The organism is Marinobacter sp. es.042 (assembly GCF_900188315.1).
In the GTDB taxonomy this organism is placed as follows: domain Bacteria; phylum Pseudomonadota; class Gammaproteobacteria; order Pseudomonadales; family Oleiphilaceae; genus Marinobacter.
Map to the genome: position 1 here is coordinate 1,082,503 of NZ_LT897781.1, position 13,265 is coordinate 1,095,767.

The 13,265-nt window shown below is 56.5% G+C and carries 12 protein-coding genes and 1 pseudogene; all 13 read left to right on the forward strand.

Going from position 1 to position 13,265, the window contains the following annotated elements:
* Positions 1 to 28: 28 nt before the first annotated feature.
* The 13 genes and pseudogenes from CFB02_RS05155 to CFB02_RS05215 all read left to right on the forward strand — a co-directional run bounded on the left by CFB02_RS05155 (position 29) and on the right by CFB02_RS05215 (position 13,262).
* Positions 29 to 1,186 (forward strand): ribonuclease D, encoded by a 1,158-nt coding sequence (locus CFB02_RS05155; RefSeq protein ID WP_088557150.1) that lies wholly within the window; start codon positions 29 to 31, stop codon positions 1,184 to 1,186.
* On the forward strand, positions 1,183 to 1,476 hold the full coding sequence (locus CFB02_RS05160; protein WP_088557151.1) for a YcgL domain-containing protein: 294 nt from the start codon (positions 1,183 to 1,185) through the stop codon (positions 1,474 to 1,476). Before CFB02_RS05155 ends, CFB02_RS05160 begins: the two co-directional genes overlap by 4 nt.
* On the forward strand, positions 1,473 to 1,919 hold the full coding sequence (locus CFB02_RS05165) for a YcgN family cysteine cluster protein (protein ID WP_088557152.1): 447 nt from the start codon (positions 1,473 to 1,475) through the stop codon (positions 1,917 to 1,919). Before CFB02_RS05160 ends, CFB02_RS05165 begins: the two co-directional genes overlap by 4 nt.
* The gene (locus CFB02_RS05170; protein ID WP_088557153.1) at positions 1,919 to 2,263 is read left to right on the forward strand and encodes a hypothetical protein; all 345 of its coding nucleotides are present in this window, start codon (positions 1,919 to 1,921) and stop codon (positions 2,261 to 2,263) included. Before CFB02_RS05165 ends, CFB02_RS05170 begins: the two co-directional genes overlap by 1 nt.
* Positions 2,264 to 2,305: 42 nt before the next feature.
* Positions 2,306 to 4,417 (forward strand): VWA domain-containing protein, encoded by a 2,112-nt coding sequence (locus CFB02_RS05175; protein WP_227519372.1) that lies wholly within the window; start codon positions 2,306 to 2,308, stop codon positions 4,415 to 4,417.
* A gap of 17 nt (positions 4,418 to 4,434) precedes the next feature.
* Positions 4,435 to 5,277 carry an AAA family ATPase gene (locus tag CFB02_RS05180; RefSeq protein WP_088557155.1) on the forward strand — a complete coding sequence of 281 codons (843 nt, stop codon included), beginning with the start codon at positions 4,435 to 4,437 and terminating at the stop codon, positions 5,275 to 5,277.
* 34 nt (positions 5,278 to 5,311) lie between these two features.
* A complete protein-coding gene (locus CFB02_RS05185) occupies positions 5,312 to 6,490 on the forward strand; it encodes a vWA domain-containing protein (protein WP_088557156.1) in 1,179 nt (392 codons plus the stop codon).
* Positions 6,491 to 7,147: 657 nt separating this feature from the next.
* Positions 7,148 to 7,240 (forward strand): annotated as a pseudogene (locus CFB02_RS18525) (PEP-CTERM sorting domain-containing protein); the annotation flags it as partial.
* Between the two features lie 436 nt (positions 7,241 to 7,676).
* The gene (locus tag CFB02_RS05195; protein ID WP_227519325.1) at positions 7,677 to 8,225 is read left to right on the forward strand and encodes a hypothetical protein; all 549 of its coding nucleotides are present in this window, start codon (positions 7,677 to 7,679) and stop codon (positions 8,223 to 8,225) included.
* Positions 8,226 to 8,231: 6 nt separating this feature from the next.
* Positions 8,232 to 9,638: a tetratricopeptide repeat protein gene (locus CFB02_RS05200; RefSeq protein WP_088557158.1), complete on the forward strand. Its 1,407-nt coding sequence runs from the start codon at positions 8,232 to 8,234 to the stop codon at positions 9,636 to 9,638.
* Positions 9,635 to 12,442 (forward strand): tetratricopeptide repeat protein, encoded by a 2,808-nt coding sequence (locus CFB02_RS05205; protein ID WP_172835802.1) that lies wholly within the window; start codon positions 9,635 to 9,637, stop codon positions 12,440 to 12,442. The genes CFB02_RS05200 and CFB02_RS05205 overlap by 4 nt, the downstream gene beginning before the upstream one ends.
* The gene (locus CFB02_RS05210) at positions 12,432 to 12,914 is read left to right on the forward strand and encodes a hypothetical protein (protein ID WP_088557159.1); all 483 of its coding nucleotides are present in this window, start codon (positions 12,432 to 12,434) and stop codon (positions 12,912 to 12,914) included. The genes CFB02_RS05205 and CFB02_RS05210 overlap by 11 nt, the downstream gene beginning before the upstream one ends.
* Complete coding sequence (locus tag CFB02_RS05215; RefSeq protein ID WP_088557160.1) at positions 12,915 to 13,262, forward strand: hypothetical protein; 348 nt, start codon at positions 12,915 to 12,917, stop codon at positions 13,260 to 13,262.
* The last annotated feature ends 3 nt before the right edge of the window (positions 13,263 to 13,265 follow it).

The following is a 13,265-nucleotide window of genomic DNA, read 5'->3' on the forward strand; positions in this document are numbered from 1 at the left end:
TGACCGAATAAACCTACCAGGCACGTTTATGGATATTTCCGCCCAGGCCGCTATGGCAGTTGACGTTCCCCCGGCTCCGACCAGTATTGACTGGATCCGGGAACCGCAAGCACTGGACAAATGGCTGGATCGGGCACCGGGCAAGCCTCTGGCGCTGGACACCGAATTTGAGCGGGTAAACACCTTTTACCCGATTCCGGGGTTGGTTCAGTTGGGCCTCGACGGCGAGTTTTGCCTGGTGGACCCTTCCGTTGCCGAGCAGTCCAGACGATTCCGGGAAGTCCTGGCGGACCCGGATACTCCAAAGCTTCTTTACGCCATGAGCGAAGATCTGGAACTGTTTCGCCAGTGGCTGAATCTTCAACCTGCCGGTGTCATTGATCTTCAAATCGGGGCCGCGATGGCCGGCGCAGGGTTCTCCCTGGGTTACGCGAGGCTGGTGGAAACCCTGTTCGGTGAGACTCTGGATAAGTCCGCCACTCGCTCTGACTGGCTGGCGAGACCGCTGAGCGATGCTCAGCAACGCTACGCGATTGACGATATCCGTTTTCTGGAGCCGATGTATCAGTGGGTCAGTTCATTACTTCGCGATCGCGGTCTGGAAGCGGCTCTGGTTGAGGAATCGGCGCGCTTTGCCAATGAACTGGCAGGGCAGGAGGATCCCGATAACCATTACCTGAAACTGCGGGCCGGATGGACCCTCTCGGCTCAGCAACAGGGTGTTCTCAAGGAACTGGTCCGCTGGCGTGAGCTGGAATGCCAGCGTCGGGACCGGCCAAGGAACCGTGTGCTGGCGGATGCACTGTTGATTGCGATCGCGGAAAGACTGCCAGCGTCTCTGAAGGAACTTTCCAACATTCAGGGAGTACCATCCGGCGCAGTTCGTCGGTACGGCGATAGCCTGATTGAACTTGTTAGCCGGGGATCGACCGCGGATAATTCGTCCCTTGAGAGGATTGCGCCACCGTTGTCTCGGGATCAGCAGGGATTCTTTAAACAGTTAAAGCGTCTTTTCAGGAATGCGGCCGAACATGCTGATATTCCAATGGAGTTGCTGGCACCGAGAAAGCGTTTGGAAAAGGTTGTACAGCAACCGAACCTGGCGCAACACGATTTTTTCCAGGGCTGGCGGGCGCAGATTCTTGCTCCGGTTCGCGCTGATATCGAGGAATTGTTGAAGTCATGAAAGAGCGGGAATTTGTCTCTGTTTTCCGGAGCAGCAAAAAGAATGACACCTACCTTTTTGTTCGGCGCGGACAGAAGTGGGAGGAGCTTCCCGAGAGCCTCCGGGGCATTTTCGGTCAGCCGGTTCATTCCATGGATCTGGTTCTGACACCCGACCGCAAGCTTGCGAGAACTACCGGAAAGCAGGTTCTGGACGCCATTGGCGAGAAGGACTTTTTTCTGCAAATGCCGGAAGAGCAGGAAGGTTACGTGGTGGACTTCAAGCGCAAACTGGATCAGCGCAATCCATGATTGCCCAGGTGCCGTTCTGGCAACGCAAGCGCCTGCATGAGATGACGCCTGAGGAATGGGAGTCTCTTTGCGACGGTTGCGGAAAATGTTGCCTGAATAAACTGGAAGATGAAGATACCGGAGAGGTCTACCACACCGATCTGGTGTGTCGTTATATGGACGAAGAAACCTGCCAGTGCACCGTTTACGAAGAGCGGCTTAAGAAGGTGCCGGGCTGCACGGTACTGACACCCGGTACCGTCAACGACTACCATTGGTTGCCGTACACCTGCGCCTACCGGACCCTGGCTGAAGACCGGCCGCTGGCCGATTGGCATCCCTTGCGAAGCGGGGATCCGGATTCGGTGCACGAGGCCGGCGTTTCGATCCGTCACAAGGTGATTTCAGAAGACCGCGTGCCGGAAGAAGACTGGGAAGAACATATCATTCACTGGATCCTGTAATGATTGATACCGATGCACAAATGGCCTACGGGATTTTCTGGGCCGCTTACGCTATAGCCTTTGTCGTGTTCTTTTACATGATGAAGAGCCTGATCCGTTTTCTACCTTTTTATGGAGTGCGGACCCTGATTCTCGCCGCCCTGGTGGCTTTGCTGCTCACGCCGGTTGAATCACCTGATCTGGCCAGTTGGTGGATTCCGGCCTGGCTGTTCGGCGGCTATGAAATGATTCTTGGCGACGCCGACGCTTCAGGTCGGGCCCTGTTTAACCTGGGGCTCGCCGGCTTGGTCATGCTGCTGGTCTGGGTGTTGGATCTGGTTCGCTATCGTCTTGTTCGTAAATAGCGCGAAAAAGAAAAAAAGATAAGGATGGATGCCTTGAGAGAGATGACATCGAGATGGTTTGGGCTGGTTGCACTTTGTTTCGTGCTCAGTCTGCCAGTCGGGCTGAATGCCCAGGAGAGCGACGATGTTCAATTGCCGGAGCAGTCTGACGTCCGGATCATAGTCGACATCTCGGGCTCCATGAAAGACACCGATCCGGAAAACCTGCGTCAGCCCGCCGTGCGTTTGCTGGCCCGGCTTTTGCCAGAGGGGGCCTCGGCGGGTGTCTGGACCTTCGGGCAGTATGTCAACATGCTGGTGCCGCACCGTGAGGTGACCAACGCATGGCGGGAAATGGCCATTGAGCGCTCGGCTCAGATTAACTCGGTCGCACTCCGAACAAACCTTGGCGCGGCTATCGAGACAGCCAGCGATGATTATTTCACGGACGGCGATCTGAGCCGGACCCACTTCATACTGCTGACCGACGGCAAGGTCGATATCTCCGACGATCCTGCAAAGAATACCGCAGAGGAAGCTCGTATTCTGGATACGATTGTCGCTGATCTCATCGAAAGGGGTGCTACCTTTCATCCCGTGGCTCTCTCTGAGGCCGCCGATACCGACTTTCTGAAAGCGTTGGCGACAGACTCCGGCGGTCGTTTCCAGGTGGCGGATACAGCAGATGCGCTGAACCTGGCGTTTCTTCAGGCATTGAATACCGCGGTTCCACAGGAGCAGATTCCCATTGAGGGCAATGGCTTTACCGTGGACGAGGGCGTTCGTGAGTTTACTGCCCTGATTTTCTGGGGCGAGTCTGAAACCTCTGCCACCCGGGAGCTTGCCCTCGTGCGCCCGGACGATCAGGTCGTTAATCTTTCGGAGTTTCCCGACAACGTCCGCTGGGCCAGGGAAGCCGGTTACGACCTTATTACGGTCGATGAGCCGTTGGCAGGACAGTGGCGCATTGATGGCGAGCTCGGAGAGGGCAGCCGGGTTACGGTCGTTAGCGATCTGAGAATGGTGGTCAATCCTCTACCTCCTTCATTCACATTGCAGGAGCCCCTCAAGCTCCGGGTCGGCTTTTTCGAAGAAGGGGAGAAAATCACTAATCCCGATTTTCTGGGTGTGATTGAGGTCAGCCTCAGTATCACCTCCGAGGATGGCAGAAGTGGAACCAAGGTATTGTCGGGAGAGCTGCCGCCGGAAGACGGCACCTACCGGGATACGGTCAGTCGTTTGCCAGCCGCGGGCCTCTACAGTTTTGATGTGGTGGCCGATGGCCAGACCTTCAGCCGCAAGTTCAGCGCCACCGTCGGGTTTACGATGCCTGAAGGGGCTAAGCCCGTTGATCAGCCGGCTGAATCGCCGGAGCCGGAGGTGACAGAACCGGCACTCGCTCCTGAGCAGTCTGAACCGGTGCCGCCGGTGTCTGAGCCGGAGCAATCCGGGCCGGAACCGGCGATTACATCACCCATCGACGTAAGCGAGGTGGAGGAGCCAGAGGCGCCAGCGGTCCAGGAGCCTGAATCGGCCCCTGAGGAGCCGGAAGCAGCGGAACCTGCTTTTGCCGTGCCTTTGTGGATGGTCGGCGCAGCCGGCGGCGGGCTGCTCATTCTTGGCGGCCTGGTCTGGTTTGCCATCCGTAAGCGTAAACAGGATCAGCAGGCGCAAGAGAAAGCAGCAGCAGAGCGGGAAACACTTGAGGATCTGCAGGACGAGCCCGAACCAGAACCCGAGCCGGAGGCAGTCTCAGAGCCGGAAGAGGATGTCGAAGCCGAGGAAATCCCTGAGGTAACCGAGGAGGCATTTGAAGACGATATGTCTGAGCTGGAGGCCGTCATTGATGAACATGAGGCCGCTCTGAAGTCGGAAGATGCAGCGCTTACGGAACCAGAAGTTGAGCCGACCGACGAACTGGAAGAGGAAATCCCGGTAGCGGATACCCCGGTGGAGGACGAGCCTCCCGAGTTGGATGAGGATATTCCGGAGCTGGAGGATGTTGCCGATCCTTCCGACGCTGATGGGCCGGAAGGTGATGATGAGGAGGAGTTCGGGCTTGAAGATTTCGATCTGTCCGAATTCGACGATTTACCCGATTATGATCAGGACGAGTCCGGATTGCCCGAAGACGATTCGAAGAAAAAACCTGATCAGAAATACCAGAAAAAGTAACCAACAGGAACCAGACCATGAAGTTTACCGGTACCGAGAAGTACGTAGCCACCGATGACCTGCAAATGGCCGTCAACGCAGCGATTGCGCTTCAGCGCCCGCTGTTGATCAAGGGCGAGCCGGGCACCGGGAAAACCCTGCTGGCCGAGGAAATGGCCGCCGCCCTTGGGATGAGGCTGATTCCCTGGCACATCAAGTCCACCACCAAGGCTCAGCAGGGGCTGTACGAGTACGATGCGGTTTCCCGTCTGCGGGACTCCCAGTTGGGTGATGAAAAGGTCAAGGACATCAGCAACTACATCGTAAAGGGCAAGCTCTGGGAGGCCTTTGAGGCTGACGAGCAGGTTGTGTTACTGATTGATGAAATCGACAAAGCGGATATCGAATTCCCCAACGACCTTTTGCTGGAACTCGACCGGATGGAGTTCTTTGTCTATGAGACTCAGAAGTTGGTTAAGGCAAAGAAACGCCCGATCGTGGTGATCACCAGTAACAACGAAAAAGAACTGCCGGATGCCTTCCTGCGCCGGTGCTTCTTCCACTACATCAGTTTCCCCGACCATGACACCATGCAGAATATCGTGGACGTGCATTTCCCGGGCCTTCAGCAGGAAATCGTTCGTGATGCCCTGGAAGTTTTCTTCGATGTGCGCAAGGTACCTGGCCTGAAGAAGAAACCGTCCACCTCGGAGCTGATTGATTGGCTGAAGCTGCTGATGGCTGATGAGCTGTCTGCAAAAATGTTGCAGGAAAAGGATTCCAGTTCGGCGCTGCCGCCTCTTTATGGTGCTCTGGTGAAGAACGAGCAGGATGTTCACCTGTTGCAGAAGCTCGCGTTCATGGCCCGTCGTCGCAGCTGATTCTCGGCAAGAACACTGGCAAGAGTCACGTTTTATGTTGATTGATTTTTTTCTTGAAGTTCGGCGCGCGAGGGTGCCTGCCAGTCTGAGGGAATTCCTGGATCTTCTGGAAGCCCTGCAGAAAAGGCTCGCCTTTGCGGATATGGAAGAGTTCTACTACCTCGCTCGCCTCTGCCTGGTTAAGGACGAGCGCCACTTCGACAAGTTTGACCGTGCCTTTCAGGCTTACTTTGAAGGTATCGAGAACCTCGACGACCTGCTGGAAGCCCTGATTCCGGACGACTGGTTGAGGGCCGAGTTCGAGAAGCACCTGTCTGAGGAAGAGAAGGCTAAGATTGATTCTCTGGGAGGTCTTGAGGAGCTTATCGAGACCTTCAAGAAGCGAATGGAAGAGCAGGAAGAGCGCCACGCCGGTGGCAACAAATGGATCGGAACCGGCGGCACTTCACCATTCGGGGCGAACGGCTATAACCCCGAAGGCTTCCGTATTGGCCAGAAGAATGGCCGCCACGGCAGGGCCGTTAAAGTCTGGGAAAAACGCGAGTTCAAGGATCTGGACGACAGCGTGACCCTGGGCATACGGAACATCAAGGTGGCGCTGCGTCGGTTACGTAAGTTCGCCCGCCAGGGTGCGGCAGACCAGCTGGATATGGACGACACGATTCGTTCCACGGCCCGCAACGCCGGTTATCTGGATCTGAAGATGGTGCCCGAACGGCATAACGCTGTGAAAGTGCTGATCTTCTTCGATGTGGGCGGCTCCATGGATCCCCACGTTCGTGTCTGTGAGGAGCTGTTTTCGGCCGCACGGCTCGAATTCAAGCACATGGAATATTTCTATTTCCACAATTTCGTTTATGAAAGTGTCTGGAAAAACAATATTCGCCGTATGAATGAAACCACCAGCACCTGGGACATTCTTCACAAGTACACGCCCGACTACAAAGTGATCTTTGTCGGCGATGCGACCATGGCGCCTTACGAGATTTCCCATCCCGGTGGTTCAATTGAGCACTGGAATGAGGAAGCGGGCGCTACCTGGTTTCAACGTATCAATGAGCACTTTCGCAAGGTTGTCTGGATCAACCCGCTTCCGGAAAGTTACTGGGGTAGCGGAGGTTCGTTGGGCATGACCAAGCAGCTCGTCAACGACCACATGTATCCGCTGACCGTCGAGGGCCTTGAGTCGGCCATGAAACAGCTGAGCAAGTGATCAGATTCCTGCACCTGCGAAAGAGTGTTCTGAAGTCATAGAGGACTTCGGTCGGCGAAGGTTCCCTCGCAACGTCGATCCTTTTTACACTATTTAAATTGAAGAGGGTCGATGTTCTTTCAGGTGCTTGTTTTCGCGGGAAACTCAGTTTTTGGTATTTTTTGTGCTGCGTTTAAATTGCTAGGAATAGCAAAATTCAATATGAAACTATGGAGAGTGCGCGCAATGAAAATACTGGCGAAAATCTTTGCTGCAGCCCTGGCATTGGGAATGGCTTCCTCTGCGTCAGCGTTGATTATTACCGACCAAAACAACCCCGGTGTCTATCTGAAGAATGGTGAATCCAAAACGATTACCCATGACCTGACTGATAGTGGGGTACCTGCAGATTATTCCGTTATTTCTGCTGAATTAAAACTCGGCTTCTCTGACGGCGTGTTCGCTGGAGACTGGTGGAGTGACTGGGCGAAAGTTTCTGGTGATGGCGTAAGCGGTGTATACGAGGTAGACGGCACTCACTTGTTTGGCTATGACTTCCGCTGGCTGACTGTTGGCGCGGGTGGTGTTGGCAGCCTGAATACCACAGGTTTGCTGGAAGTTACTGTCACCGCCCTGTCTGGATGGACGAACGATTTCTACTGGAAGACTTCTGAGCTGAAGGCGAATGTAGCCGCTGTGCCGGAGCCGGGAACCCTTGCCTTGATTGGCCTGGGATTGCTTGGTTTGGGGGTTGCTCGCCGACGCGCGTGACTTAAGGTTCGTCTTGAAAACCTCCGGTTCGCTGGAGGTTTTTTTATGACTGTTCAGAATCTGAAATGCTGGGTTTGGCGTTTGACGTAAAAAAAAGCCGATGCGGTTGAGGGCATCGGCAAAGCTCGGCATATCAAGCGGGGTTGCCCGAAGGCACTCCCGCCGCTTTTCGTAGAGCAAATACAGGGCCAGTTGAATTAAATGCCGACAAAACAGTCGTTTGAGATTCAACTTATCTGCAGAATCCTGTTCCCGTAACGATACCCTCTACGGCCCTGTCAAATAACTCGACACTCTCCAGCTTGTTTTATTCTCCGCCATGCGTTTTCCAATTGGTGATCTGGATACCGTTCTTGTCGGTTACCAAGTGTTACGCTTTCTGCCGATCTGTTACAGAAGTTTGCATTAGTTACAGACGCTACAGGGCAGGAGGCTTATGTTCGGCACACAAAAATCACAAAGGCGCCGGATAGCACACAAAAGGTTAGTTGGCTTCGGTGCGGTGGTTCTGTCATTGCTGGCTGCCTCGGCTGCAGCCGCCGACGGGCTTGACGAGGAACTCGAACGCTTGAGTGCCGAGGTCGGCAGTCATTCCGAACGCGTCTTCGCCCTTGAACAGAAGGTCCTGCATCCAGCCAATACCAGATTGGCAGTTTTCCTGACACTTCAAAGCCGGGATGCCCTCGATCTTGATTCCGTCGAGCTCTTCGTGAATGGCCAGCCTGTCGCTTCCCACCTGTATTCCCGTAGAGAGCGGACATCGCTTGAACGCGGCGGAATCCAGCAGTTGTTCACCGGGAACCTGGAAAACGGCGAGCATGAGTTGAAAACGGTGATTACCGCTCGCTCTGCCGATGATGATTTCGTGCGGCGGGAATCCACCCATAGGTTCAGAAAGCGCCCCGGCGTACTCCGTTTGCAGATGAGTCTGGAAGCCCGGGCGCCCGATTACGAACCTCGGGTTTCTTTCCTGGAGTGGGAGTAGGGCGCCATGATGCTCCGGGTCCTCCTGTTTGTGTTGCCTTTGACTTTGCCCGGCTTTTCCGGGGCGGCCACGCCGGTAATGCCGGATGATGTCCTTTCTGGTCTCAAGCAATTCCGGCAGGCGGGAGAAGTCGGCGTGGATCTTGGGGACGGACGACAGCAAGCGCTCTATGAAGATGCCGAGAAGGCGCGAGCCGACGGCCGCACTGATGAAGCCGGGCGCATCCTGGCCAGCATGAAAGAGGGCTACTGGGCGGCTCTGGGATACCTCAATCTTGCCAGTGATTACGCTAAATCCGACCTTAACCCGGCCAGAGCGCTGGTTGCTCTGCGAGTTGCGTTAGCCATGTCTGAGGGTGACGCCGATTCAGAGCGTAGCCAGCATCTGGAGAATAATCTGTTGGTACGTGCGGGCTACCTTGCCTACCAGCATGGCGAATTCGATAAAGCGATCGGCTTTCTGGAGAAGGTCGATCTCGACAGTTTCAACACGCCGCGGGCCCTTTACCTGCAAGGCTTGGCGCTGACAGAAAAAGGCAATCACAGGGCCGCTATGCAGAGCTGGCATCGAGCCAGGAAATATCCTTTGGCCTACCCGGGAGTTGCCGACGCATGGATAGGGATGGGGCGCGGCTACGATCTCTCCGGCTATCTCGGGCAGGCTGGAGAAGCCTACCTTGCGGCCAACGCTGCGTTCGAGAGTGAACGGGTCACGCTTCGTAAACTTGCCGGCAAGATTCGCGAACAGGGCGCCTACAAAACCCTGGTGGAAGATGCCAGGGAAACCGGGGTTGACTGGTTTCTTGCCGACAGCCGCACCTTGACTCAACCGAGAATGGCCTATCTTTTGGGCTTCATGGAGGGGCCGGAGGCGCAGAGGGCGGCGGGGCGTGTCGTGGCTCTTCGCACCATGGCGGCAAAACTGGATCGTCACGGTCATGATCTGCAGGTGTTCGGGGGAGCGCTTGAAGACAAGCTCGCCGGCATGCAGAACCCGTTCGCCGATCAAAGCAACATGGATCTCTCCGCGCGGGGCAAGGATCTGAGTGCCAGCCTAGAGAGTTTGGCCAACCAAGCCGATCCCGACCAGCAAGCCCGTATTCGCTCCCTTCAGAAAACACTGGCCGACACACAGGCCAGACTGGAACAGGTCCAAGCTAGGGGATCCCGGCAGCCGGAAACGCTGGATCGATTGCGTCGTGAAGCCCTGACGCTGGAAAGGCGAAACGAGGTGCTGCTATCGGCTGTTCGTCAGTTGCTTGAAAGGTGCGAGTCGGCGCTGGACAAATTGGCACTTGAGTATGTCGAAGCCAGAGATCAGCAGATGGCCTTTGCGCTGGACAAAACCGAACAGCAAATTGCGCATCTTTACGAATATCTCGCCCTCCAAAGCCTGGAGGAGACGCAGCCATGATGAAACCAGTCGCGGGCTTGTGCATCTGCTTGCTGTTGGTGATGCCGGCTGCAGCCCAGGAAGCCTTTCGCGTAGAGCTTGGGCGGGACGGAGAGACGATCGGGGACATGCGACCGGTGTTTCTTACTTTTGAAAGCAGGCCTATGCCGGCGATCTCGCCTTCGGAAGTGGCCCGGCGCTACCATCGCCTGTTCAGGACATCGGACGAGCCTGAGGTTCGGATCGATGCCCTCAACCGGCTGAGCAACATCAGGGATCGGTCAGGATCAGACGTTGGCTTGTCGGCGTCTGAAGAAGAACAGGTCTACCGCGAGGCCATCAGAAGCTATGAGTCTATTCTCGAGCGAGGTTCCTATGGCGGGAGGCTTGACGAGCTGCTGTACCAGATGGCCAAGGCCCATGCTCTGACGGGGCAGCAGGATGCTTCAATCCAGAGGTTGAAACAGCTGGTCGGGTTATATCCGAAATCCCCTCTTGTGCCAGAGGCCAGGTTCCGATTGGCTGAATCCGCCTTCGCAGCCGGACACTACACAGAAGCGGAAGCCGGCTATCTGCACCTGGTTAATTCAGACGCTGGTGGAGAGCTGGGCATCAAGGCCAGATACATGCTTGGTTGGAGCCAGTTCAAACAAGGGCCGTCTGCGTGGAGCAGGGCCGCAGCAACCTTTATCAGAGTTCTGGATGAGTTCCTGCCGAGCGCACAGAGCCTGGGGTCAGTCAGCGATTCGAGCGTTGATACCATCGATGACACGTTTCGAGTGCTTGCCCTGATGGCTGCCCGAAACAGCGGTACGGAAACCCTTATTGCCTGGCTGGATGGGAGCCGGTCCCACCACTGGGAACATCTCCTGTTCGATCGGCTGGCCGATTACTACGCGGTGAAGGGCGAGACCATCGCAAGTGTTGCTGCCAATCAGGCCTTTATTGACTATTCGCCCAGTCACCGTGCTGTGCCTGCCTTCCGGTTACAGATAGTGGATGTGTGGCAAGCGGCTGGTGATCCGGAGCAGGTTCGCAATGCCCGTGCGCACTTCGTCGCCAGCTACAGCCAGGATTCCGCTTACGCGGCTCTGACTGGTGAACAGAAGAATAAATGGCTGAGTTACAGCAAACGGTTGGCCGATTACCACTATGACCTGGCCACACGATTGGTGGAACAGGGCCGGGTGGCGAAGGCTGAATCCGCTTTTGCTGAGGCAGCGGTTTATTACGCAGATCTGGCTCCGAGGATTGATCAGAGCGGTGAAATGCTTCGCCTTGCTGGTGATGCCTGGCTGCAGGCGAGGGATTTTCCGAAAGCGTTGACGAATTTTCGCAGAGCAGCCTATGAGTCGCCCGGTTACAGCGAGGCTGCCGATGCTGCCTGGGCCGCTGTTGCTCTGTTGAGAAACAGTCTTGACCGGCCGACCACTGTGCCTGCCTTTCAACCCGAACTGAAGGATCTTTCCAGGGAGGCCAACCGCTTTAGTGGACGTTTCGCAGGGGATAGCCGAATTCCCGGCCTGATGGCAGATCTCGCCGCCCGGTGGCTGGCCGCCGGCGATCATCAGCTGGCGTTGGATTATGGTTCGCGAGTATTGACTGCGCCCACGGCGTCTCCGGCAGAGCGATACGCGGCATGGCAGGTTATGGCCCGGATACGCCAGGAAGAGGGCGACTATGGTCTGGCGGAGCGTGCCTGGGGCCGGGCGCTGAATCTTGCCGAAAGTGAACGGCTCGCAAACGTGACCGAAGAGCAGGTCTCAGCCATTCGGAAGCAACTGGCAACGACCGTCTATCGGCAGGCAGAGCTCGCGGTATCCAGTGGCAGGCTCGGAGAGGCCGTTGGGCACTTCCGACGGGTTGATTCGGTGCTACCAGGTTCGGACGTTGCCATCCGTGCGCGCTACGACGCGGCCAACACCTTACTCAAAGCATCAGACTGGAGCGCTGCCGTCGGCGACCTGCAGAGTTTTCGCGCCGATTTTCCCCAGCACGAGCTGACTGCCGGGATCAGTGAAAAGCTGGTACATGCCTGGATTCAGTCTGATGAACCCACCCGCGCGGCGTCAGAATTATTGCAGGCCGCCGACAATCACGCTAACCCATGGAACCTGAAGTTGCGGGCTGCGGAATTGTTGAATCAAGCCGGGAATGTAGCGGAACGAAATGCCCTTTACAGGGATTACCTTGCAACGGCTCCGAAGGCAGCGAGCGGGGCCGAACATGAACAGCTCCAGACATTCCGGCATCGCCTGATAGAAACCGGCGACAATCCCGATGCCTGGAGGGAAGTACTGGTCCAGTCAGAGCTGGACAGCACCTGGCACACCGCCGACACCCTTGAGTGGGCCTCCCGGTCGTCACTGGTGCTCGGTGCCCGTGCGGCTGCAGTGTTTACCGGCATCAGACTGAGCCAGCCGCTGGAACATTCTCTGGCGCGCAAGCAAAAGGCGCTGGAATCGGCTCGACAGAGATTCCTGGATGCCGAAGCCCTGGGCGGCGAGCGAGTTCTGTCTGAATCGCTGTTCCGACGGGCCGAACTCTATCGTGGTCTGGCCAAAGACCTGATGGCATCCACGGTTCCGGCGGATTTGAATGAACTGGAGGCGTTGCAGTATCAGATGTTACTGGAGGAAGAAGCTTTCCCATTCGAAGACAAAGCCATTCAACTGCATACGGAGAACCATCGCCGGATTACGGCCGAGGTGTATGACCCCTGGATAGGACGCAGCCTTGGTATTCTTGCGGAGCTGCACCCGGGACGTTACGAGCGGAGTGTTAAGTGGCTTGGCTGGAATATGGAGATCAGGGATGGCGTGTAATTCAACGGGGAAAACGGGCCTGCCACTGGCGGCGCTTCTGGTGTTGCTCGTCGGCTGCGCCGGGCAGGAAGTCCGGCAGCCGGAGAAGCCCATCGGAAAGGATCCGGAACTGGCAGCAAGTTATGAACAGGAGGGGCGGGTGGCCTTCGAAGAAGGTCGCAAAGGCGCGGCTGTGGATGCATGGCAAAAAGCCGTGGAGCTGGATCCGACCAGGGCGGTGACAGTCAACAACCTGGCGCTCGTTCTAAAGGACCAGTACCGATTCGCCGAAGCGGCCAGGCTACTGGAACTGGGCATCAGCCATTCGCCGGATGTGGCCGAGCTGCATTTTAATCTGGCGGTGATTGCCGAGCTCTATTTGCTGGATCTTCAGACTGCCCTTGAGCATTACAACCGCTACCGGCAGCTGACGGATAAAGAAGACCAGCAGGTGGCTGGCTGGATAGCAGATCTGGAACGGAGGCTGCAATAAATGGCTGATATCCGCAAAACTGCCAAAGTCGTCTTACGCTTACTGGCGCTGGTTGGCCTCCAGTTAATGCTCCTCAACCCGGCGCAGGCGGATCAGGAAGAAGCGAACCGGCTGGCTGTTGAGGGTATATCCGCCAGCCTCGGCGAAGACGAGCCGCGGGTACTCTACATACTGCCCTGGCAAGCCCCAAGCCTGCCAAAACGATCAAGGGCGGACCTGAACGACGAGGCGCCGGAACTGGTCCGGCCGGTGGATCCAGTCGTCCTCGAGCGTCACCGTCTGTTTCGTGAAAACCTTAACCCACTCATCCTGAGCCCTGTTGGAGACTCAGGCCTGGCTGAGCAATAACCG